The following is a 20,993-nucleotide window of genomic DNA, read 5'->3' on the forward strand; positions in this document are numbered from 1 at the left end:
GGTACAGTGCAGCACATTGAAATGTAGTCACAATATAAATGACTGGAGAGATGGCTAAATGGCAACACTAACCACCACCCAAACGTCACCTTCGCTGCTTGGCGGCGTGGTGATCATCGGCGGCACCATTATTGGCGCGGGGATGTTTTCTCTGCCAGTGGTCATGTCCGGGGCGTGGTTCTTCTGGTCAATGGCGGCGCTGATCTTCACCTGGTTTTGTATGCTGCACTCCGGGCTGATGATCCTTGAAGCTAACCTCAATTACCGCATTGGTTCCAGCTTTGACACCATCACGAAAGATCTGCTGGGCAAAGGCTGGAACGTTGTGAACGGCATCTCGATTGCTTTCGTTCTCTATATCCTTACCTATGCGTATATCTCGGCGAGCGGTTCGATCCTGCATCACACCTTCTCGGAGATGTCGCTGAACGTTCCGGCGCGTGCGGCGGGTCTTGGTTTTGCGCTGCTGGTGGCGTTCGTGGTGTGGTTAAGCACCAAAGCGGTTAGCCGCATGACGGCGATTGTGCTGGGCGCGAAGGTGATTACTTTTTTCCTGACCTTCGGCAGTCTGCTGGGGCATGTTACGCCCACTACGCTGTTTAACGTGGCGCAGAGCAACGCTTCGTATACGCCGTACCTGCTGATGACGTTACCGTTCTGCCTGGCCTCATTCGGCTATCACGGCAACGTCCCGAGCCTGATGAAGTACTACGGCAAAGATCCGAAGACCATCGTTAAGTGCCTGGTGTACGGCACGCTGCTGGCGCTGGTGCTGTATACCGTATGGTTGCTGGGGACGATGGGTAACATCCCGCGTCCGGAATTTATCGGTATTGCGCAGCAGGGCGGTAACATTGATGTGCTGGTACAGGCGCTGAGCGGCGTGCTTAACAGCCGCAGTCTGGATCTGCTGCTAGTGGTGTTCTCCAACTTTGCGGTGGCGAGTTCATTCCTCGGGGTCACGCTCGGTCTGTTTGACTATTTGGCGGATCTGTTTGGTTTTGATGACTCGGCAATGGGACGTTTTAAAACGGCATTGCTGACGTTTGTCCCGCCGATTGTCGGTGGCCTGCTGTGGCCGAACGGTTTCCTGTACGCCATTGGCTATGCAGGGCTTGCCGCGACCATCTGGGCCGCCATTGTTCCGGCGCTGCTGGCCCGTAAATCCCGCGAGCGTTTTGGCAGCCCGAAATTCCGTGTCTGGGGCGGCAAGCCGATGATTGCGCTGATCCTGGTATTCGGTATCGGCAACGCGGTTATCCATATTCTGTCGAGCGTGAATTTGTTGCCTGTGTACCAGTAACCTTTTAGTGCCGGATGGCGGTTGCGCCTAATCCGGCCTATACGATCTCGTAGGCCCGGTAAGCCAAATGCCACCGGGCAAAACAACGATTACCCCACCAACTCTTCTTTCACCTGCATCGCCAGGTCAAACGAATGTAGACGTGCCTGATGATCAAAAATCTGGCCGTTAACCATAATTTCATCGGCCTGGGTTTCACGCAAAATGGCGTCGAGACCGTGTCGCACTTTCGCCTTATCACCAACCAGCGACATGCTCAGAGCCTGTTGTACGCCGTACTGCTCGGAAGCGGACCACAGCTGATGCATATTCTCTACCGGTGGCGGTAGCTGGCCGGTTTCGCCACGACGCAGTTTCACAAACGCCTGCTGCATTGAGGTGAAAAGAAATTCGGCATCGCGGTTGCTGTCGGCGGCAATGATGTTGATGCACACCATCGCATACGGCTTTGCCAGCCGTGCTGAGGGCTTGAACTGGGTGCGATACAGATGCAGCGCCTGATGCAACATATCCGGAGCAAAGTGCGAGGCGAAGGCAAATGGCAGGCCGAGCTGGGCTGCCAGCTGTGCGCTGTACAGGCTGGAGCCTAATAACCAGACCGGGATCTGCTCGCCGTAGCCGGGAACCGGGCGTACATGAGGATTTGGATCGCGGGCGTCGAACCAGTCCACCAGTTCAGCTACGTCGCGCGGGAAGTTATCGATATCACCACTCATATGGCGGCGCAACGCGCGCATGGTCGGTTGGTCGCTACCCGGCGCGCGGCCAAGCCCGAGATCGATTCGTCCCGGATACAGCGTATTCAGGGTACCGAACTGCTCGGCGATCACCAGCGGCGAATGGTTGGGCAGCATAACGCCGCCAGAACCAAGATGCAGCGTGGTGGTATTGGCAGCCAGATAGCCAATCAGTACAGAGGTCGCAGCGCTGGCGATGCCGGTCATATTGTGATGTTCTGCCAGCCAGTAGCGGTGGTAGCCGCGCTTTTCAGCCAGTCGAGCGAGATCAAGCGAGTGTGTGAAGGCCTCTTTTGCCGAAGATCCTTCAGGGATCGGCGCCAGATCCAGCACCGAGAACGGAATAGTTTTGTCAGTCATAACGGCTCACTTTGTTACCGGTTAATCTTTTAATACTGCATTAAAGATTAGCGAATGTTGTTAACAAAGTGAGCTATTAATCACGGCTGTAGTTCAAGACCTGCCAGCCGTTTCCAGTAGCCGTTGCAGTCGCTGTGGGCAGCAAGCGGTAATGGGGCAGTGCCATTTTCATTGGCGCGGAAGGCATCGAGCATGGCGAACGTGTCGCTGCCTGAAGGGGACAGACGCACAATATCAACCAGACCCTGCATCGATGTCAGCTCGTTGCCGAGGTTGTAAACATAGCCGCTCATGGTCTGGATGCCGTTGAGGACAAAGACCTGCTGATTCTCCTGCGACAGCACATCGCGCCCATTCGGGTATTTGATGCAGCAGGTTTCACACTCGTCTTTTGGGCGGTCTTCAGAGCGTGCGGTAAAGCAGCGGGCAGAGTACGCCAGCGGCAGATGCCCGTAGCTCAGTACCTCTACTTCAAACTGATTGCGAATACCCAGCTCTTCACACTGGTTAAGCAGATTGACCAGCCAGTCACGGGACAGTTCTACCGGCATACACCAGCGCACCATGCCCTGCCTGAGCAGCAAACGCAGGGTTACCGCGTTGTAGCAGTTGAGCGCATGCCCGGCGACAAACGGCAGCTTACGCTCGGCGCACATGTTTACCACGCCGAGATCGCTGGCTTCCAGCAGGAAGTCGCCGTTTTCGACATAGCGCTTCAGTTCTCCCAGCTCAGAGGAGGCCTGCACCAGCGCCAGCGTTGACAGCACCACCTGTTTACCGCTGCCAGCGAGCGATTTCGCCATATCGATCCAGTCGCCTACTTTGGTAGCGCGGCGTTTACTGCACACCGCTTCGCCAAGATAGATAACGTCGGCCTGGCTGGTGGCGGCCTGCTGATAAAAATCTTCCAGCGTTTCTTTCGGCCAGTACCACAGCACCGGCCCTAAGGAATATTTCATTGCTTCTCTCACTGCCATTTACGGTGATACGCGCCAAGCGTGGTCTGCGTGCCTTCGGACATTGAACCGAGCGTTTCCATCCACGCGGCCTGTGGGGCGTAGTTTTGCGGGTCGGCCATACAGCGGTCGATCGCCTGGCGCCACACTTTCGCCACCTGGCTGACGTAGGCCGGGCTACGCTGACGCCCTTCGATTTTCACCGAGGCAATATTGGCCGCCAGCAGTTCTGGCAGCAGCTCCAGCGTATTCAGGCTGGTGGGTTCTTCCAGCGCATGATAGCGCTCACCATCAACCAGATAGCGGCCTTTACACAGCGTCGGATAACCGGCGTTTTCTCCGTCCTGATAACGGTCGATCAGCACTTCATTAAGACGGGATTCCAGCCCTTGTTGGGTCTGCTGCCAGCGAACAAAACGGGCAGGAGAGCAGGCGCCAACCGTATTAGGAGACTCGCCCGTCAGATAGGATGAAAGATAGCAGCGGCCTTCCGCCATAATGCACAGACTGCCAAAGGCAAACACTTCCAGGGGAACTGGCGTGACGCGAGCGAGCTGCTTCACCTGGTGAATAGACAGTACGCGCGGCAGTACCACGCGGGCGACATCAAAGTTGCGATGATAGAAATTAATCGCCTCTTCATTGGTTGCGGATGCCTGAACAGAGACATGACGCTCAATATGCGGGTAGCGCTCTGCGGCATACTCAAGCATGGCGAGGTCGGCGAGGATCAGTGCATCCGCACCCAGTTGCGCCGCCATATCTACGGCACGTTGCCAGCGCGCGTAACCATCCGGATGCGCAAAGGTGTTAATCGCGATGTGCAGCTTACGGCGGTGCTGATGGACAAAACTCACCGCTTCCTGCAATTTTTTCTCGGTAAAATTAAGGCCGGCGAAATGACGGGCGTTGGTATCATCTTTCAGCCCGATGTAGACCGCATCAGCGCCGTTCTCGATGGCCGCCTTAAGCGCCGGGAGGTTTCCGGCAGGGCAGAGCAGCTCCATAATTTATCCTGAACGTTGCGCCGTAAAGGGCGCAGAAATGTTAACGAAGAGGGATTTTAGTTAACCTTGCTGAGACAATTTTTGATTTGAGGCAGTTAAAGTCGTATTGGTGATACCAATAAGAGGTAACAATTTCGTAGCGAATTGTTGATTTATGCCGCTATGTCGTTTATTTGATATGGCAAAATAGCAGGATAATTGAAACAGGGAGTAAAGCTCGTGTTGGATAAACTGCGTTCACGCTTAGTACATTTTGGTCCTTCTCTGATGAGTGTACCGGTTAAACTGACGCCCTTTGCGCTGAAGCGCCAGGTTCTGGAGCAGGTCCTGAGCTGGCAGTTTAGTCAGGCGCTGGCCGATGGGGAGCTGGAGTTTCTCGACGGTCGCTGGCTGAGCATTCATGTGCGTGACATTGGCCTTAAATGGTATACCTCTGTTGAGAACGATAAACTTATCGTCAGCCAGAATGCAGAGGCGGATGTGAGTTTTAGCGCGGATGCCAGCGATCTCCTGATGATCGCGGCGCGTAAGCAGGATCCGGATACGCTGTTCTTCCAGCGTCGCCTGGTGATTGAAGGTGATACAGAATTAGGGCTGTATGTAAAAAATCTGATGGACGCCATCGAACTGGATCAGATGCCTAAAGCGTTGCGCGTCATGCTGATGCAGTTGGCGGATTTTGTTGAGGCGGGAATGAAAACGTCGCCAGAAACCAAACAGACTTCGGTAGGTGAGCCATGCTGATTCGAGTTGAAATTCCCATTGATGCCCCAGGTATTGATGCATTGCTGCGTCGTTCATTTGAGAGCGATGCGGAAGCGAAATTAGTGCACGACCTGCGTGAAGACGGTTTCATAACGCTGGGTCTGGTTGCTACTGATGACGAAGGTCAGGTAGTGGGTTACGTCGCGTTCAGCCCTGTCGATGTCCAGGGCGAAGACCTGCAATGGGTCGGCATGGCGCCGCTCGCGGTGGATGAAAACTACCGTGGGCAGGGCCTGGCGCGTCAGCTGGTCTATGAAGGACTCGATTCCCTGAACGAGTTTGGTTACGCCGCGGTGGTTACGCTGGGCGATCCGGCGCTGTACAGCCGCTTTGGTTTTGAGCTGGCTGCCCATCATGACCTGCGTTGCCGCTGGCCGGGTACCGAAAGCGCGTTCCAGGTTCATCGCCTGGCGGACGATGCGCTGGAGGGTGTGACGGGCCTTGTGGAATACCACGACTACTTCAATCGTTTTTAAGCGCCGGGGGTTTGCAGGCTGCTCAGTAGTGCCTCAAGCCCTTCGCCTTCAACAAGGCGCTCTTTCTGCCGCTTTGTAAGCTGTTTGACGCGATATTCTAAGCGCAGGGCCAGCGAACGGTCACCGACCTGAGCCGCAAATGCCAACGTGAGTTCTCCCTTTCCGCGCAGCGCCTTCGCGCCTTTCCCACTTTGATGCTGCTTATAGCGGCGCTGCACATCGGTGGTTATTCCGGTGTATAAGGCGTTGTCCGCAGTACGGATCAGGTACAGATACCAGGGTGTCATTGTCACCATCGACGTGATAATTTTCAGGCCTACAGTATAAAAGAGAACAGAAATGGAAACACTGACTGCGGTGACCCGCTGGCTGGCAAAGCAGCACGTCGTGACCTGGTGTGTACATCATGACGGTGAATTATGGTGCGCCAATGCGTTTTACCTGTTTGATGCGCAGAAGATGGTGTTCTATGTGCTGACCGAAGAGAAAACGCGCCATGCGCAGATGTCCGGGCCGCGCGCGCCGATTGCCGGCACGGTAAATGGTCAGCCCAAAACGGTCGCCCTGATTCGTGGCGTACAGTTTAAAGGGGAAATCCGGCGTCTTGAAGGGCAGGAGAGTGAAGCCGCGCGTAACGCCTACAACCGCCGTTTCCCGGTCGCCAGAATGCTGCCAGCGCCCGTATGGGAGATTCGACTGGATGAAGTCAAATTCACGGACAACACGCTGGGCTTTGGCAAAAAAATGCACTGGCAACGTGATCTATAGTTAATAGAGTGATTAAAGAGTCAGGGGAAGATTAGCGATGAGTCAGGTATTAATAACAGGCGCAACGGGGCTGGTAGGCGGAAATTTGCTGCGTATGCTGCTCAATGAACCCCGGGTCAATGCCATCACGGCACCGACGCGTCGACCGCTGGCTGATACGGCTGGCGTCTATAATCCCTATGATCCGCAGCTAACCGATGCGCTGGCGCAGGTCACCGATCCGGTAGATATTGTCTTTTGTTGTCTGGGAACCACCCGGCGAGAAGCGGGTAGCAAAGAAGCGTTTATCCATGCTGACTATACGCTGGTGGTGGACACGGCCCTGACGGGGCGTCGGTTGGGCGCTCAGCATATGCTGGTGGTTAGTTCGATGGGTGCCAATGCCAATTCACCGTTTTTTTATAACCGGGTGAAAGGGGAAATGGAGCAGGCGCTGATCGCGCAAAATTGGCCACGGCTGACGATTGTTCGGCCTTCAATGTTACTCGGAGAGCGGGATAAACAGCGGGCGAATGAGAGGTTTTTAGCGCCGTTATTTCGGCTGCTGCCGGGGAACTGGAAGTCGATTGAGGCGCGTGATGTAGCCCGGGCTATGCTGGCGGAGGCACTGGCGCCTGGACATGAAGGCGTTTCGATCCTGACCTCTTCCGAACTGCGCGAAAGAGCCAAATAAAATGCCGGAGAGGACGCTCTGGCGTCCCCATCCGGCATTTGTAGCTTGTCTTACTTAATAAACGTAAAAGCCGTCGTGACGCGTTTCACGCCGCTTACCCGGCTGGCGATGTCTGCCGCAGCCTTCGCTTCACGTTCAGTTACCAGACCCAACAGGAACACTTCCCCGTTTTCGGTGGTGACTTTCACGTTAGAGGATTTCACCTGATCGCTGGTCAGCAACTGGGAACGTACTTTAGTGGTTATCCAGGTATCGTTAGACGCATCGCCCAGGCCGATTGGCTGACCCTGACGGATCTCGTTAAAGACCTCAGTGGTACCTTCTACGCCCATCGCAATCTGTTTTGCTCGCGCAGACAGTTCGCTATTTGGCGACTGACCGACCAGCAGCACTTTACCCTGATACGCGCTCACGTTGATACGCGCCTCTTTCTTGATCTGGGCATCTTTCGACAACGCGGTATTGACGCGTAATTCCAGGGTTCCGTCATCTACCTGGGTGCCTACACTGCGAGGATCCGTCGCGGCTTTGGTGCCGACAGCCGCAGTTCCGACAACGGCGGCAGCGACACAGCCTTGCAGTAGCAGGGCAGCGATAATCACAGCAAGCGGCGAAAATGCCTTCATGTGTACTCCTTAATCATCCTGGTGAGGGAAAAGCGTGTTATCGATGAGATCGCAAAGGCAGTTGACCGTCAGCATATGCATTTCCTGAACGCGGGCGCTGTGGTGTGAAGGGATACGGATTTCAACATCCTGCGGCCCCAGTAACCCGGCCAGCTCCCCTCCGTCATACCCGGTCAGTGCGACAATTGTCATGTCGCGTGTCACGGCGGCTTCAACGGCTTTTACGATATCGCGGCTATTACCACGCGTAGAGATTGCCAGCAGAACATCACCTGCATGTCCCAGCGCACGGACTTGTTTTGCATAAACTTCGTCGTGCAGGCGATCGTTGGCAATCGCAGTTAAGACCACATTATCAGTATTTAGTGCAATCGCAGGTAAACTTGGGCGCTCTGTTTCAAAACGATTGATCATGCTGGCAGCAAAATGCTGTGCGTTGGCAGCGGACGTCCCATTACCACAACAGAGAATTTTGTTGCCATTGAGCAGGGACTGAACCAGCGTCATGGCTGCACGGGAGATCGCATCCGGAAGTGCTTCAGCCGCAGCTATCTGAGTTTGAATGCTTTCTGTAAAGCAGACTTTAATTCTATCTAACACGCTAATCCTTAAGAACCAGGCTCTGAATCTTCAACTATGAGCGGTCGTTGAACGCGTCCTTAAACCACTCAACATCATTTCCGGTGAAGGCTAACACATCGAACCGGCAATCCACAGTATCAAAACTTCCATTGTGGCGCGCAAGCCATAAGCGGGCGGTCTGTAATAATTTGTGTTGTTTGCTCCGGGTCACACTCGCCGCTGCACCGCCAAACTGGGCTGAGCGCCGATAGCGAACCTCAACAAATACGGTGGTGTTGCCTTCACGCATTATCAGGTCGATTTCGCCGCCACGCTCATGCACGTTGGCGGCGATAAAATGCAGTCCCTTGCTCTGCAGCCAGTCACGCGCGGTGGATTCCCACGCGTCACCGGTCTGTTTACTCGTTAACTGGCGGGGACGACTTGTCCTTGCTGGTATTTGAGCCATGATAACTTCCTGTTAATCACACAATCCTGCGTTGCGGTTAAGGCTCCGGTGTTGCCGTTAATTTCGAAACCCTGCACCTGACGCATTTGCGAGAAGTGGTTGGCAAGCGACCAGGCATCGACGCCCATCGCGTACATACGTGCCAGCGAGTAGTCGTTACGAACCGCGCCCAGCGCCTGCTGCATGAGAGGTGCGTTAGCGCCTGCCAGCATCGGAATTTCGCTGTACTGCAAGCCTTCCATCTCCAGACGGAAATCCGGGCCGGCAGTTCCCTGCGCGCTACGGGAGCTGGCGTACAGCGTGGCACCGCTCTGGCTACCGTTGCGCATGGCGATCATTGGCTTTATAAATGCAATTTCTTCCGGCGTTGCCAGAATATATACGGCATCAACACGACCGCTGCCGCCGGTGATTTGCGCATCGGTAGGTGCTGCCGGAATGGTCAGACCGCCAATCGTCACGCCAGGCTGCGCGGGTACAGAAGAGGCCACCGGGCTGCCCGTCAGGGAAATCCCCGAGCCGCCGTTGACGCCCATTTTCAGCTCAGCGGTGGAGCCGAACTTCTGCTGCAGCACCACGCCGCCACCCAGTTTTTGCCACTCCTGTGCAAAGGCGTTGGCAACGCGATCGCCTAACGAACTCCGCGGGATCAACAACAGCGGCGTCTGTTTTCCTTGATCGCGAATGTGGCGTGCTGCGTCGCGCGCTTCATCTTCTGGCGACAGAGCGAAGTAGCAGACGTTCGGCAGGTTTTTCACCGACTCCGGCTGATTAAGCGCCAGGACGTTTAATGGCGTGTTGCTTTTCATCAGCTCTTCAACATTGTTCTTCAACAGTGGGCCAACCACGATGCTGGCGCCATCCTGCTGAACCTGAGTCAGGATCTGATTCAGCGGTTGTGATGACGTGTCGTAGATTTTCAGCTCCGCGGACGGATTCGCTGGTGCGCTGGCGGTTGTTGGCTGCGCAGGCGCTGTTGGTTGTGGAGCTGTAGCTTCTGGCTGTGCAGGCGTCTCGTTGGTCAGATCGCTTACTGACGCCTGAGCCGGGCTGGCAACACCGTCAGTCGTTTGCGGCTGTTCCGTGGTCGTCGCAGCCGCTGTATCCGCAGCAGGCGCGGCAACAGCAGGGTCCGCTACGGGTTGAGTACCCATATTTTTCGCAGCTTCAAAGCCTTGCTGAATAGTACGGCCAAATACAGCGGCCTGACCGTTCAGCGGCAACAGCAGAGCAATTTTGCTGGTGGAAGCGGGTTTAAAGCTCTGCACGTTAACCAACTGCGTTGGTAATAGTTTTGCCCCCGGGTTTTGTGGATAACGTTTCTGCCAGTCAGCAATACCGGCTTTCATCATGTCTGGATCGTTACGGTTATCGAACCAGACGCGCTGGAGATCTAACCAGCCTTGCAGCACGTTTTCATCCGCATTGATGACCAGCGTCTGCGCTTGCTCCTGGGTCATGGATGACAGCGCCTGCCAGGTGGCATCCATGTTTTTCTGCTTAGCGTTCGCGGCCAGCAGCGGTTCCTGGGCGATCAGGGCGCGCAGTAAAGTCAGCGATGGACGACCCTGGTTGACGTCGATTTGCGCCTGCCAGTATCTCGCCTGCTGGTTTTGATCAAAATCGGCGGGGGTTAGCTTATCCAGCAGGGCCTGTGCGCCAGCGACATCTTTCTGCGCGAGCTTAATTTCGACGGCCAGCAGTGACTGCTCACGACGCTGGGTATCGCTTAGCTTCTGTGGTAGCTGGTTGAACAGCTCGATAGCCTGCTGGCTCTTGCCTTCTTTCAGCAGTGCACGAATGGCGAGTAATTGCCAGTTGGTCTTGCTATCATCTGAGCTTTGCTGCATTTGTTGCAGATAAAAGCCGGAATCAGCCTGCGCAGTGCCCTGCATATGGGCTGCACTCTGGTCTGGTGCCTGGGTGCCACAGCCTGCGAAAATCAGTGCAGCCAGAATGACTGGTAGCGCGCGTGCGGCTTTCAAACGAGAAAATGTTGAGGGTACCATACTGTATCCAGTGATATTTTTTTACTCAATGCTCAATATTAAATCGGCAATACGGACGACACAATGAAACAACACGAATCGGCGGATAATTCTCAAGGCCAACTCTTTATTGTACCTACTCCTATAGGAAATTTGGCTGATATTACCCAACGAGCGCTCGAAGTTTTACAAGCCGTTGATTTGATTGCCGCTGAAGACACTCGTCATACAGGACTTTTGTTACAACACTTCGCGATTAACGCGCGTTTGTTCGCTTTACATGATCACAACGAGCAGCAAAAGGCCGAAACGCTGGTGGCGAAGCTTAAAGAAGGGCAAAACATTGCGCTGGTTTCCGATGCCGGAACGCCGCTGATTAACGATCCTGGTTACCATCTGGTACGGACCTGTCGCGAAGCAGGGATCCGCGTTGTTCCCCTGCCAGGCCCTTGCGCGGCGATTGCTGCCCTGAGCGCTGCAGGTCTGCCTTCAGACCGCTTTTGCTATGAAGGTTTTCTGCCTGCCAAATCGAAAGGGCGTCGTGATGCGATGAAAGCCATTGAGGCTGAACCGCGTACGCTTATTTTTTATGAATCCACCCACCGTTTGCTGGATAGCCTGGAAGACATGGTTGCCGTCTGGGGCGAATCCCGCTACGTGGTGTTGGCGCGTGAGTTGACCAAAACCTGGGAAACCATTCACGGTGCGCCGGTCGGCGAACTGCTGGCGTGGGTCAAGGAAGATGAAAACCGTCGTAAAGGCGAAATGGTGCTGATTGTCGAAGGACACAAAGCGCAAGAAGACGACCTTCCGGCTGATGCGCTGCGTACGTTGGCCTTATTGCAGGCAGAGCTGCCGCTGAAAAAGGCCGCCGCACTGGCCGCTGAGATCCACGGCGTGAAGAAGAATGCGCTGTATAAGTACGCGCTGGAACAGCAGGGGGAGTAACGGTGAGCATCTACCAACCACCTTTCGTCATCACTCCATTGATCCTCAATCAAGTCATTGAAATTGGGGAGTTGATGGGAAATTGGGCGGCGATGGCTGGTAGGGCATCTCCTCTTTTGCGCAAAGAGAATCGTATTCGCACTATTCAGGCCTCTTTAGCGATTGAGCATAATTCGTTGACTACGGAACAAGTCACCGCTCTGATGGAGGGGAAACGTATTCTGGCTCCGGCTAAAGATATACAGGAAGTCAGAAATGCAATTCTGGCCTATGAGAAAATGTCAGAGTGGAAAAGTGAAAGACTCTCCGATCTTTTACAGGCACATCAAATCCTGATGATGGGGCTTGTCGATAACCCGGGTCAATTGCGATCCGGCAATGTCGGTGTTTACAGGGAGAAACAGCTTATCCATATGGCCCCACCGGCGTCACAAGTTCTTCGATTGATGAATGACCTACTGGGCTGGTTAAAAACGACAGAGCTCCACCCACTGATTGCTTGTGCTATTTTCCATTATGAATTTGAATTCATTCATCCTTTTGCCGACGGCAATGGACGGATGGGCCGGTTGTGGCAGACATTAATCCTCCGTGAGTGGCGATCGGAATTGGCGTGGTTACCAGTAGAGACACTGATCCACTACCAACAGGATCGCTACTACCAGGTGTTAGGGCAGTGCGATCGGCAAAGTAGCTGCACGCCATTTATAGAATTTATCCTTGAAAACATCATCTTTGCTTTGCAAGAGGGATTGGGGAAATCATCAGCCCTGTCGGAAGAAATGTCGGAAGAAATGTCGCCTGATTGACTGGATATTGAAAAACGCATACTACAAATCTTGTCGAATCAGCCAGGCAGATCCGCCAAAAGTATCGCTGATGAGTGTGAAATCTCAGCCCGAACTGTAGAACGCTATCTGAAAGCGTTGCAGCTAAAAGGCAAACTGCAACGCGTTGGCGCGACGAAAGGGGGGCTATGGAGGGTAATTTAAACGACCAGCAGTTCAACCCCTGTTTTGGCCAGCGCTGATTTATCCTGTTTGCTGATACTGTCGTCGGTTATTACGCAGTTAATCTTCTCCATTGGAAGTACCTGATTAAAACCTCGTCGGTTAAATTTTGTTGCATCCAGTACGGCAATAACCTTATGTGCCGCAGCAGCCATCACGCTACTAATCGAATAGCCTTCGTTGAATGTCGTTATACCATTAGTGGCATCAATCCCGTCGGCGCCAACGAACATCAGGTCTGCGCTTATCCCTTGAAGGGAACGTTCAGCGATAGTGCCATGCATTGAATGAGTTTTGTGACGCACCGTGCCGCCGCAGACGACCAGCGTAATGTCTTTGTTTTCCGATAACGTAAACGCAGCGGGCAGGCTATTGGTAATAACTGTGATATTACTTTTTCGGTTTAGCGCCTCAGCGATCAGTAAGGTCGTGCTTCCGCTATCCAGAATCACGGTCATCCCTTCCTCGACCATTGCCGTTGCAGCCTGAGCGATCCGCTTTTTGGGATCGCTGGCAAGCTGATACCGATCTTCTAATAATACTTCCTGATTGTCACCTTCAGCCAGATGGCTTCCTGGTTTTGCCGCACCGCCATGAAAACGGGTGACCAGACCCTTCTCTTCTAATAACCGCAGGTCAGCGCGAATGGTTACTTCAGAAATACCAAAGGTATTCGAAAGATCCATTACCAGTACGCTACCTTGCGTATTAATCAGGTCGACAATTTTATTCCTTCTCTCAAATGAGTTCATATTGATTTGCCTGATAATTTGACTGCCACTAGTTTAATCGAAGGATTGCGAAAGGTGAACGCTAAATTTCGAAAGTAAATGTGAGCCAGCGCAGGTTGCTGGCTCGTTGGGTCAGGAGAGTTTGAGCAGAATTTTCCCCTGCATCGGCGCGCCATTGAGTGACTTGACTGCGCTGGCAAAGCTGTCGGCATCGCCACTGTGGGCAATTAACGGCTCAAGCTGTAAGCGTTTCTCCGTGAGTAAACGGGCAGCGGTTTCCCACTCTTCTCCAGGCCATGGGCTGGAATAGTTCATCCAACTGCCAAGGATGGTTAACTCTTTACGCAATATTTGCCCAAAAACACCTGAAGCTAGCGCCAGATCGTGATGCAGCGTACCGACTAATGCCAGTTGAGCGCGAGGTCCGGCAATTTCGATCGACAGAGTAACAGTTTGTGGGGTTCCCGCAGTCTCCAGGATGAGTTGGTCAAATTGAATGTTCTCCAGACCGGAGTGGATCTCGGTCGCACTCATCTCCCGACTGTTAAACACATAGGTTGCCCCCAGTTCTTTTGCTAACGCCAGCTTCTGCGGGTTGATATCAATCGCCGTGATGCTTTTTGCGCCGAGTTCGCGAGCACATTGCATTGCCAGTAAACCGATAGTACCTGCACCAACGATGATCACGTTTTTGCCTTCGCATCCCTGAGCGAGGTGAAAAGCATGCAGGCCAACGGTAATGGGCTCAATGAATGCGCCATCATCAATCGGCATTTCTGAAGGCAGGCGGAACAGGTTGGCGCGTTTTACCACCACATATTCTGCATTGCCGCCTTCGCTGCGCGATCCGACAAACTGATATTGCTTACACAATGAGAAATATCCACGCTCGCACTGAGGACAGTGGAAGCAGGGGAGCAGCGGTACGCAGGCAACGGCATCTCCGGGTTGTAGATCGGTTACGCCAGCGCCGTAAGACTCAACATAGCCACTGAACTCATGCCCAAGTGTGATTGGATAATAGTGAGCGCCATGATTGAAGACTCGGGGAATATCTGAGCCGCAAAGCCCTGAACTGACCACCTTGACCAGTACATCTTCATCAGTTTGTAGTTGTGGTATGGGACGTTCTTCAACGCGTACGTCGCCCTCAGCGTGAATAACCACTGATTTCATAAGTGTCTCCAGAAAAGTGAAGGGGAGCAAATGCTCCCCAGAAATTAAGATGCGGTCTGGCTTTCTGTTATGGCTGCCGCTTTTTCAGCCGCCACGAAATTACGCGCCCGACGCCAGGTCAGCAGTACACCCAACAGGTAAATAGCACCGATAATGATGAAACCCACCACGTTCTGCCAGGTGAAGAGCTGGATTAGCAGCCAGGTGATTGGGGAACCGCCCTGGTCCATTGAAGCCACCATGCCACCAGCTTTCAATGCGCCCGCATTGGCGGCTAGCTGGGTATGTAAACCAATGGTTTGCGTGGCTATCCACAGGGTGATACCCATGATGATGACGCCGGAGATCAGCGTGCGGAAAAGGTTTCCCTGATGAACGGCTACCGCCATGGCGACAAAGAAACCAATGGTCGCGAGATCGCCGAATGGCAGAACCTGGTTTCCTGGTACCAGAACGGCAATCAGAATGGTCAGCGGGATAAAGATAAGACTGGCGGAAACCACCGACGTATGGCCGAGCAGTAGCGCAGGATCCAGGCCAATCAAGAACTCCTGTCCACCAAATTTTGCCTGCAGGCGCTTGCGAGCATGCTTTGCAATGGGAGTGAGTCCATCCATAATCGGTTTAATGACGCGCGGCATGAGCAACATAACGGCAGCTGTTTTAACCGCCAGTTGGAGCACAGCTTTAACGTCATACCCTGCCAGCATGCCGATCACTAACCCCATCACAAAACCGACGGTCACGGGCTCGCCGAAGGGGCCGAAGCGTTTTTGTACATCATCCGCACTGAAATGAATGCGGTTCAGACCTGGGATTTTTTCAATGATCGTATCAACCAGGACCGCTATCGGGCCCAGATATGCCGAGGAACCATGTGGAATGGCGATGCCTTCCAGGCCAAAAAAGTCGCGCGTGTCTTTGGCAAACCAGTCGCCCAGTTTGTAGACGAAGGCGGCATGAACAACCACACCGAGGATGCCCAACCAGTATGAACCGGTCGCCAGATGCAACATGGCGCCGGTAAACGTCATATGCCAGATATTCCAGATGTCGACATTCACCACACGGGTCATGCGGGTAACCAGCATCAGGATATTCACCCCAATGGCGACAGGAATCGCAATTAACGCAATTTGCGAAGCCCAGGTCATCGGTGATGAACCAGGCCAGCCGACATCGATGACGTGCAGGTTAATTTGAAACTGTTCTGCCATTGCTTTTGCGGCAGGTCCAATAGAGTCCAGCATCAGGCCGATTACCAGGCCGATGCCGACAAACCCAATCCCGATATGCAGACCAGATTTGAAACAATCCCCGAGCTTCATTCCCAGCAATTTTGAGAAGATGATGATCACTAACGGCAGCATAACCGTTGGACCTAAATCGAGGATATAACGCATTATTTCGCTAAACATGGCGTTACCCCACGAGGATGGTCAGGATTTTTTGCTGCAATGCTTCGATACCCACGCCTGAGACAAAAGGCATGCCGTGAACCACCGGGATATCGCCAAATGTACGGTCAACGCGAGCCGTGGTACAAATGAGGTCTGCGCCGTCCATATAGGTTTCGATTTCTGTTACACGACACTGAACCAGGTCGAGTTGTATATTGTTGGCTTCACAGAGTTCTTTAATTTCTTCTGCAGCCATTGTTGAAGTTGCTACAGCACCGCCACAGGCCACAATTACTTTACGTTTCATAGGGTATTCCTTTTATTATCAGTTTTTTATCAAATCTGGGCACAGAGCTCAGACTCAAGGATTTTTTCCCGAAAGAGCATTGCCAGTTCTGCATCGGGCGCATTCAGTAATGCTTCAATGGTGTTCGGGTTTTGTAGCTCACTAAACAGACGACGCAGGAGCTTCAGTTGTGCCGTCGGGTTCTCAACGATTAAGGCGATAATTAAAGAGACGGCGATCTCTTCATCATCATCCGCTTGTTGAAAGTTGACCGGTGTATCCGGGCGAATCAGATAGATAGCAGGAGATTTAGCATGGACAGCTTCACAATGTGGAATCGCAACGGCATGACGTTCCAGCGCTATTCCAGTTGGAAAGGTTGCTTCACGCTCAATCAGGGCCTGCGGGTAACTTTCGTGCACGACCCCTTTGGCCAGCATCTCCTCCCCAATATGTGTCAGCGCATGCTGACACGAGCTAAAGTTAATTCCTGTTCGGACAAAAAGTTGGCTCATATATTCTCCTGATTTCAGGCAAGTGCTGGTGCGCAACCAAAGCGATAGGCGCGCAGAACGTCCTGAATTTTGTCGATAATCAGATTGTGTGGCGTCGCGGTTAACGTTCCTTCAGACAGACGCTCAAATTGCACGGGCATAAATTGGCTAATTAGCCCCAGTGGTAAAGCGACGTCATTAAGATTGGTTATTAATTTCTCTACGCTTTGACGAATGCGGGGATGCGGCCAGTAGTAACGAATACGGTCGGAGAGACTGAAGTGAATATCAACCATCGCCTGACTCCAGGTTGGGCGATAGTATTTTTTCCAGTAGTCCGGTTCATTCAACATAACTTCGTCAATCACTTCCAATACCCGGCTTCTTTGCTCCGGAGATACCAGTTCATTTTCCATTTGCGCAAGGGCAAAAATAGCTTCACGCAGAGCGAAGGTGAGTGCTGGACCCACTTTCAAAATCGCATAGTGATCGCGTACCAGCGCACGGTATGCCTGGCGGGTTTGATAATCTGTGGAATGCGCTTCGTAGACCATTGGGGTCTCTTTGATCCAGGCGGAAAGCGCTTTTGCAGCTTGTGGCTGATAGTGAATAATTTGAGTGTGATCGAATTCGACGCCGGGCTGGACCACAATGGCGATTACGCGCGTTAACGCTTCTTCAAGCCCTAATGCACTGAAGGCAACCTGATGGGTTTCCAGTGTCCGGGCGGCATCTTCTTCACGTGTGACATGAACGCTACCGATGGTGGTGGCTTCTCCACCAGGTACGGGAACTTCAGTGCCAATCACGTAAGTCAGTTGGCGTTTCTGTTCTTCGGTTGCTGTTGATTCTGCTGCCTGGCAAAGTATGGCTGCTCGCTGAGCAACAACCATCGGGTCTAGCGGTGTCGGATCGTCAGCGCAGGACATTGAAGCATCAAGATGGATTTTGCTGAATCCTGCGGCGACGTAAGCTTTAATCAAGGCTACGGATTTCTCCATCGCTTCTGCCGCTACTTCATTTTGCCAGCAGTTAGGGCCGAGGTGATCGCCCCCCAGGATCAGTCTTTCTCGAGGGAAGCCAATTTCTTGTGCGATGCCATAGACAAAATCACGGAAATCGGCGGGTTTCATCCCGGTATAGCCACCAAACTGATTAACCTGATTAGACGTTGCTTCGATCAGAACTTTACTGTCCGTATTGAGATCAAAGCGTAATGCGGATTCAATGACCAACGGATGTGCTGAACAAACAGAACAAATACCTAAATGTTCACCTGCTTTATGACGAGAGATTATTTCTTTCACTTCTATCTCCGATATCTTTTGTTTATCTTCATAATATTTTTGGATTGAAGGCAAAGGGTAAAAGCAGCTTTCGTGATCCAGCTTTAAAACAGACCTTTGCCAGAATTCATACAATTCATATTAATCAATTGCTTATAGTTTTCCTTCGCAACCGCAGTCGGCAATGACTTTACGTACCACTTCTTTCATGGCGGCTTTTGCTGGCATCATGTAATGCCGTGGGTCATTCGCATTGGTATGTGTACTCAGATAGGTTTTGAGTGCGCCAGAAAAGGCGATTTTGAGTTCGGTAGCGACGTTGACTTTGCAGATCCCTAAAGAGATGGCGCGCTTAATATCATGTGCTGGCAGGCCGGATGCACCATGTAGAACCAGTGGAATATCAACGGACTGACGAATTTCTGTTAGCCGTTCAAAATCCAGTTTAGGTTCAGTGCTATACAGACCATGAGCCGTGCCAATCGCGACCGCCAGTGAGTCGATACCGGTTTTTTCCACGAACTCCCGAGCCTGTTCTGGGTGGGTATAAAGCGCATCTTTTCCGTCCACGATTAGGTCATCTTCTTGTCCACCCAACCGTCCCAGCTCAGCTTCAACGCTAACGTCATAGCGATGGCAGTAATCTGTTACGTGTTTAACTAACGCAATGTTGTCGACAAACGGCAGATGGGAACCATCGATCATGACGGAGCGAATACCTGTAGCGACTTTCTCTTCAATATCGGTGGCGCTTTCATGGTGATCGAGATGGATGGCGAGAGGATGGTTCCAGCATCTTGCCAGTTCGCTGGCGATTGCAACGATATTACCGACACCGGCATAGCTAAAAGTGCCAGGCGTGCCGGCGACGATCAACGGAGAGCGTAGTTCGGCAGCTGTTTCTACGACAACCTGTAAGGTCTCCAGGTTGTGAATGTTAAACGCCGGTACGGCGTAGCCTTCTTGTTGCGCCTTCTTGAGCATCATTTTGCTTGAAATGATAAACATACTTCCTCCGAAGTCTTTCGATTGCTTTCTTCGAAATAAAGTATAGGGTTTCGTAATGTTTTTTTGTGATTTCGATCTGATAAATGAAAGTTTCGAAAGAAAAGGGAGGGTTGCGAAAGTATATGGCAAAAAAAAAGCATGCCCGAAGGCATGCTCATGAAGAAAAAACGTGGATAATCAGGTCACTGGCGCCGGGTTAAACACCGCCAGTTGGTTATGCAGTCCCCATTGATCCGAGAAGGTTTTCTTACGCCCGCTGGCGACGTCGAGAATAAACTCGAACAGTTTCAGACCCACGTCTTCAATGGTTTCTTCCCCGGTGGCGATGGTGCCTGCGTTGATGTCCATCAGGTCAAACCAACGGTTGGCCAGCTCGGTACGGGTCGCCATTTTTATCACTGGCACGGCCATCAGGCCGTACGGCGTACCGCGACCGGTGGTGAACACCTGCACGGTGATCCCGGAAGCGACCTGCTGCGTACCGCAGACAAAATCACTGGCGGGTGTAGCCGCGTAAATCAGGCCACGTTTGGTTGGGCGTTGACCCGGCGACAAGACTTCGACAATCGCGCTCTTGCCAGACTTGGCAATAGAACCCAGCGCTTTTTCCACCACGTTTGCCAGACCGCCTTTCTTGTTTCCTGGAGAAGGGTTGGCGCTGCGATCCGTTTTGCCCATATCAAGGTAGTTATCGTACCAGGCCATCTCTTCGAGCAGGCGTTTACCCACTTCTTCGTTAATCGCACGTGGGGTCAGAAGATGGATGGCATCGCGCACTTCGGTAACCTCAGAGAACATTACGGTGGCGCCGCAGCGTACTAACAGGTCGGAGGCATAACCGACCGCCGGGTTGGCCGTCACGCCGGAAAACGCATCGCTGCCGCCGCACTGCATGCCGACCACCAGTTCTGACGCCGGGCAGGTTTCACGCTGGCGTTGATTAAGTTTTGCCAGATGGCGTTCCGCCACCTGCAAAATATCGGCAACCATCGATTGAAAGCCAAGGTGTTTTTCATCCTGCAGGCTGACGATGCTGGCGCTGTCGACCGGAATACTTTTCACGTCGTGCGTGCCTTCCAGCAGGCGCTCTGGCTGCAGTTTTTCGCAGCCGAGGCCAATGACCATCACTTCACCGCCAAAGTTCGGGTTTAGCGCAATATTGTGAATGGTACGAATCGGCACGATGGCGGCTGGGGCATTAATCGCCACGCCGCAGCCGTACAGATGATTGAGTCCGACCACGCCGTCAACGTACGGGTATTTGGGCAGCAGATCGCGCTCAATGATTTTCACCACATAATCCACCACGCCCGCCACGCAGTGCACGCTGGTGGAAATACCGAGCAGATTCTTGGTGCCGACACTACCGTCCGCATTGCGATAACCTTCGAAGGTGTAACCCTCAAGAGGCGGCAGCGGCTCTGGCACTTTGGTTGCCAGCGGCAGCGTCTCCAGCGGCGGGGCCTTGGGTAGCTCAACCATTGATTCATCAATCCAGCTGCCGCGTGGGATATCGCGAACGGCATAGCCTATCACTTCGCCATAACGCACGATTTCGCCGCGAACAGGAATATCCAAGAGCGCCACTTTATGTCCCTGGGGAATATGTTCAATGAGTTCCAGTCCGTCTGGAAAACGCGTCCCAGCTTTCAGACCATTGTCATTGACAATTATCGCCACATTATCTGTTTCGTGAACTTTAATATAAAACGCCGTTGGCGATTCTTGTCTGATTTCGATGTCGGCCATTGTCCAGTATTCTCCAACAAGGTGGTGATAATAGTGTGGATATTTATATTTTGAATCTAATTATAAGTAATAAAGATTCGGTATCGTGAAATAAGAATGTCAGGAGTTTATCGCCAAGAATGTGATGATGATCACTTAAACTCAGCAAGGCCGCCCCACCAGGGGTAGCAATACGTAAATGTGTGCATTAGCGCCCATGTATGTGTGCATATGCCC

21 protein-coding genes and 2 pseudogenes are annotated in these 20,993 nt (G+C 52.8%); 7 read left to right on the forward strand and 16 right to left on the reverse strand.

Going from position 1 to position 20,993, the window contains the following annotated elements:
- Window positions 1–58: 58 nt before the first annotated feature.
- Entirely contained in the window at window positions 59–1,303 is a 1,245-nt protein-coding gene (gene mtr, locus HVZ39_RS02645) for a tryptophan permease (RefSeq protein ID WP_016154664.1), read from the forward strand.
- A gap of 89 nt (window positions 1,304–1,392) precedes the next feature.
- On the opposite strand, the gene HVZ39_RS02650 is transcribed toward mtr, so the two are convergent.
- From HVZ39_RS02650 to HVZ39_RS02660, 3 genes are all read right to left on the reverse strand, one after another.
- Entirely contained in the window at window positions 1,393–2,400 is a 1,008-nt protein-coding gene (locus tag HVZ39_RS02650; protein WP_016154663.1) for an LLM class flavin-dependent oxidoreductase, read from the reverse strand.
- An 80-nt stretch (window positions 2,401–2,480) separates the two neighbouring features.
- Window positions 2,481–3,359 (reverse strand): U32 family peptidase, encoded by an 879-nt coding sequence (locus HVZ39_RS02655; RefSeq protein WP_019077776.1) that lies wholly within the window; start codon window positions 3,357–3,359, stop codon window positions 2,481–2,483.
- Between the two features lie 8 nt (window positions 3,360–3,367).
- Complete coding sequence (locus HVZ39_RS02660) at window positions 3,368–4,363, reverse strand: peptidase U32 family protein (RefSeq protein WP_016154661.1); 996 nt, start codon at window positions 4,361–4,363, stop codon at window positions 3,368–3,370.
- Window positions 4,364–4,582: 219 nt separating this feature from the next.
- Here HVZ39_RS02660 and HVZ39_RS02665 point away from each other — a divergent pair, with 219 nt between their 5' ends.
- Both HVZ39_RS02665 and HVZ39_RS02670 read left to right on the forward strand, forming a co-directional pair.
- Window positions 4,583–5,107 (forward strand): SCP2 domain-containing protein, encoded by a 525-nt coding sequence (locus tag HVZ39_RS02665; protein WP_016154660.1) that lies wholly within the window; start codon window positions 4,583–4,585, stop codon window positions 5,105–5,107.
- The gene (locus tag HVZ39_RS02670) at window positions 5,101–5,604 is read left to right on the forward strand and encodes an N-acetyltransferase (RefSeq protein ID WP_016157563.1); all 504 of its coding nucleotides are present in this window, start codon (window positions 5,101–5,103) and stop codon (window positions 5,602–5,604) included. Before HVZ39_RS02665 ends, HVZ39_RS02670 begins: the two co-directional genes overlap by 7 nt.
- Here HVZ39_RS02670 and HVZ39_RS02675 read toward each other — a convergent pair.
- A pseudogene (locus HVZ39_RS02675) lies at window positions 5,591–5,900 on the reverse strand (GIY-YIG nuclease family protein). The gene HVZ39_RS02670 and the pseudogene HVZ39_RS02675 sit on opposite strands and share 14 nt — an antisense overlap.
- A 43-nt stretch (window positions 5,901–5,943) precedes the next feature.
- Between HVZ39_RS02675 and HVZ39_RS02680 the strand changes: the two are divergent.
- Window positions 5,944–6,372 carry a YhbP family protein gene (locus tag HVZ39_RS02680; protein ID WP_016157562.1) on the forward strand — a complete coding sequence of 143 codons (429 nt, stop codon included), beginning with the start codon at window positions 5,944–5,946 and terminating at the stop codon, window positions 6,370–6,372.
- A 37-nt stretch (window positions 6,373–6,409) separates the two neighbouring features.
- A complete protein-coding gene (locus tag HVZ39_RS02685; protein WP_016154656.1) occupies window positions 6,410–7,045 on the forward strand; it encodes an NAD(P)H-binding protein in 636 nt (211 codons plus the stop codon).
- Between the two features lie 50 nt (window positions 7,046–7,095).
- Here the strand turns inward: HVZ39_RS02685 and dolP are convergent, their stop codons facing one another.
- From dolP to HVZ39_RS02705, 4 genes are read right to left on the reverse strand one after another with little or no spacing between them, the layout of a single operon-like run.
- On the reverse strand, window positions 7,096–7,671 hold the full coding sequence (gene dolP, locus HVZ39_RS02690; protein ID WP_003024954.1) for a division/outer membrane stress-associated lipid-binding lipoprotein: 576 nt from the start codon (window positions 7,669–7,671) through the stop codon (window positions 7,096–7,098).
- A gap of 9 nt (window positions 7,672–7,680) precedes the next feature.
- The gene (gene diaA / locus HVZ39_RS02695) at window positions 7,681–8,271 is read right to left on the reverse strand and encodes a DnaA initiator-associating protein DiaA (RefSeq protein WP_003024948.1); all 591 of its coding nucleotides are present in this window, start codon (window positions 8,269–8,271) and stop codon (window positions 7,681–7,683) included.
- A 34-nt stretch (window positions 8,272–8,305) separates the two neighbouring features.
- Window positions 8,306–8,701 carry a YraN family protein gene (locus HVZ39_RS02700; RefSeq protein ID WP_019077774.1) on the reverse strand — a complete coding sequence of 132 codons (396 nt, stop codon included), beginning with the start codon at window positions 8,699–8,701 and terminating at the stop codon, window positions 8,306–8,308.
- Window positions 8,659–10,710 carry a penicillin-binding protein activator gene (locus HVZ39_RS02705; RefSeq protein ID WP_101700723.1) on the reverse strand — a complete coding sequence of 684 codons (2,052 nt, stop codon included), beginning with the start codon at window positions 10,708–10,710 and terminating at the stop codon, window positions 8,659–8,661. Before HVZ39_RS02705 ends, HVZ39_RS02700 begins: the two co-directional genes overlap by 43 nt.
- A 63-nt stretch (window positions 10,711–10,773) precedes the next feature.
- Here HVZ39_RS02705 and rsmI point away from each other — a divergent pair, with 63 nt between their 5' ends.
- Together rsmI and HVZ39_RS02715 are read left to right on the forward strand one after the other, a co-directional pair.
- Window positions 10,774–11,637: a 16S rRNA (cytidine(1402)-2'-O)-methyltransferase gene (rsmI, locus tag HVZ39_RS02710; RefSeq protein WP_016154652.1), complete on the forward strand. Its 864-nt coding sequence runs from the start codon at window positions 10,774–10,776 to the stop codon at window positions 11,635–11,637.
- Window positions 11,638–11,639: 2 nt separating this feature from the next.
- Window positions 11,640–12,629, forward strand: a pseudogene (locus HVZ39_RS02715) (Fic family protein).
- Here HVZ39_RS02715 and HVZ39_RS02720 read toward each other — a convergent pair.
- From HVZ39_RS02720 to garD, 8 genes are all read right to left on the reverse strand, one after another.
- Window positions 12,626–13,399 (reverse strand): DeoR/GlpR family DNA-binding transcription regulator, encoded by a 774-nt coding sequence (locus tag HVZ39_RS02720; protein WP_003828620.1) that lies wholly within the window; start codon window positions 13,397–13,399, stop codon window positions 12,626–12,628. The pseudogene HVZ39_RS02715 and the gene HVZ39_RS02720 sit on opposite strands and share 4 nt — an antisense overlap.
- A gap of 111 nt (window positions 13,400–13,510) precedes the next feature.
- Window positions 13,511–14,554, reverse strand: a complete 1,044-nt coding sequence (gene gatD, locus HVZ39_RS02725) for a galactitol-1-phosphate 5-dehydrogenase (protein ID WP_016154649.1) — start codon at window positions 14,552–14,554, stop codon at window positions 13,511–13,513.
- A 44-nt stretch (window positions 14,555–14,598) separates the two neighbouring features.
- Window positions 14,599–15,972: a PTS galactitol transporter subunit IIC gene (locus HVZ39_RS02730; protein ID WP_016154648.1), complete on the reverse strand. Its 1,374-nt coding sequence runs from the start codon at window positions 15,970–15,972 to the stop codon at window positions 14,599–14,601.
- A 4-nt stretch (window positions 15,973–15,976) separates the two neighbouring features.
- The gene (gene gatB, locus HVZ39_RS02735; RefSeq protein ID WP_003828616.1) at window positions 15,977–16,261 is read right to left on the reverse strand and encodes a PTS galactitol transporter subunit IIB; all 285 of its coding nucleotides are present in this window, start codon (window positions 16,259–16,261) and stop codon (window positions 15,977–15,979) included.
- A 29-nt stretch (window positions 16,262–16,290) separates the two neighbouring features.
- On the reverse strand, window positions 16,291–16,755 hold the full coding sequence (gene gatA / locus HVZ39_RS02740) for a PTS galactitol transporter subunit IIA (RefSeq protein WP_019077770.1): 465 nt from the start codon (window positions 16,753–16,755) through the stop codon (window positions 16,291–16,293).
- Between the two features lie 14 nt (window positions 16,756–16,769).
- Complete coding sequence (gatZ, locus tag HVZ39_RS02745; RefSeq protein WP_016154646.1) at window positions 16,770–18,041, reverse strand: tagatose-bisphosphate aldolase subunit GatZ; 1,272 nt, start codon at window positions 18,039–18,041, stop codon at window positions 16,770–16,772.
- Window positions 18,042–18,173: 132 nt separating this feature from the next.
- Window positions 18,174–19,028 (reverse strand): tagatose bisphosphate family class II aldolase, encoded by an 855-nt coding sequence (locus tag HVZ39_RS02750; RefSeq protein ID WP_181633194.1) that lies wholly within the window; start codon window positions 19,026–19,028, stop codon window positions 18,174–18,176.
- A gap of 177 nt (window positions 19,029–19,205) precedes the next feature.
- The gene (gene garD, locus HVZ39_RS02755; RefSeq protein ID WP_181633195.1) at window positions 19,206–20,777 is read right to left on the reverse strand and encodes a galactarate dehydratase; all 1,572 of its coding nucleotides are present in this window, start codon (window positions 20,775–20,777) and stop codon (window positions 19,206–19,208) included.
- Window positions 20,778–20,993: the final 216 nt, after the last annotated feature.

The sequence above is a fragment of the Citrobacter sp. RHB35-C21 genome (genome assembly GCF_013816515.1).
GTDB lineage: Bacteria > Pseudomonadota > Gammaproteobacteria > Enterobacterales > Enterobacteriaceae > Citrobacter > Citrobacter braakii.

Coding starts and splice junctions, on each gene's coding strand:
- rsmI (WP_016154652.1), top strand. CDS start 10,774: ATGAAACAACACGAATCGGCGGATAATTCTCAAGGCCAACTCTTTATT.
- HVZ39_RS02680 (WP_016157562.1), top strand. CDS start 5,944: ATGGAAACACTGACTGCGGTGACCCGCTGGCTGGCAAAGCAGCACGTC.
- HVZ39_RS02685 (WP_016154656.1), top strand. CDS start 6,410: ATGAGTCAGGTATTAATAACAGGCGCAACGGGGCTGGTAGGCGGAAAT.
- mtr (WP_016154664.1), top strand. CDS start 59: ATGGCAACACTAACCACCACCCAAACGTCACCTTCGCTGCTTGGCGGC.
- HVZ39_RS02700 (WP_019077774.1), bottom strand. CDS start 8,701: ATGGCTCAAATACCAGCAAGGACAAGTCGTCCCCGCCAGTTAACGAGT.
- HVZ39_RS02670 (WP_016157563.1), top strand. CDS start 5,101: ATGCTGATTCGAGTTGAAATTCCCATTGATGCCCCAGGTATTGATGCA.
- HVZ39_RS02705 (WP_101700723.1), bottom strand. CDS start 10,710: ATGGTACCCTCAACATTTTCTCGTTTGAAAGCCGCACGCGCGCTACCA.
- HVZ39_RS02650 (WP_016154663.1), bottom strand. CDS start 2,400: ATGACTGACAAAACTATTCCGTTCTCGGTGCTGGATCTGGCGCCGATC.
- HVZ39_RS02660 (WP_016154661.1), bottom strand. CDS start 4,363: ATGGAGCTGCTCTGCCCTGCCGGAAACCTCCCGGCGCTTAAGGCGGCC.
- gatB (WP_003828616.1), bottom strand. CDS start 16,261: ATGAAACGTAAAGTAATTGTGGCCTGTGGCGGTGCTGTAGCAACTTCA.
- gatA (WP_019077770.1), bottom strand. CDS start 16,755: ATGAGCCAACTTTTTGTCCGAACAGGAATTAACTTTAGCTCGTGTCAG.
- HVZ39_RS02730 (WP_016154648.1), bottom strand. CDS start 15,972: ATGTTTAGCGAAATAATGCGTTATATCCTCGATTTAGGTCCAACGGTT.
- gatD (WP_016154649.1), bottom strand. CDS start 14,554: ATGAAATCAGTGGTTATTCACGCTGAGGGCGACGTACGCGTTGAAGAA.
- HVZ39_RS02720 (WP_003828620.1), bottom strand. CDS start 13,399: ATGAACTCATTTGAGAGAAGGAATAAAATTGTCGACCTGATTAATACG.
- garD (WP_181633195.1), bottom strand. CDS start 20,777: ATGGCCGACATCGAAATCAGACAAGAATCGCCAACGGCGTTTTATATT.
- HVZ39_RS02750 (WP_181633194.1), bottom strand. CDS start 19,028: ATGTTTATCATTTCAAGCAAAATGATGCTCAAGAAGGCGCAACAAGAA.
- dolP (WP_003024954.1), bottom strand. CDS start 7,671: ATGAAGGCATTTTCGCCGCTTGCTGTGATTATCGCTGCCCTGCTACTG.
- HVZ39_RS02655 (WP_019077776.1), bottom strand. CDS start 3,359: ATGAAATATTCCTTAGGGCCGGTGCTGTGGTACTGGCCGAAAGAAACG.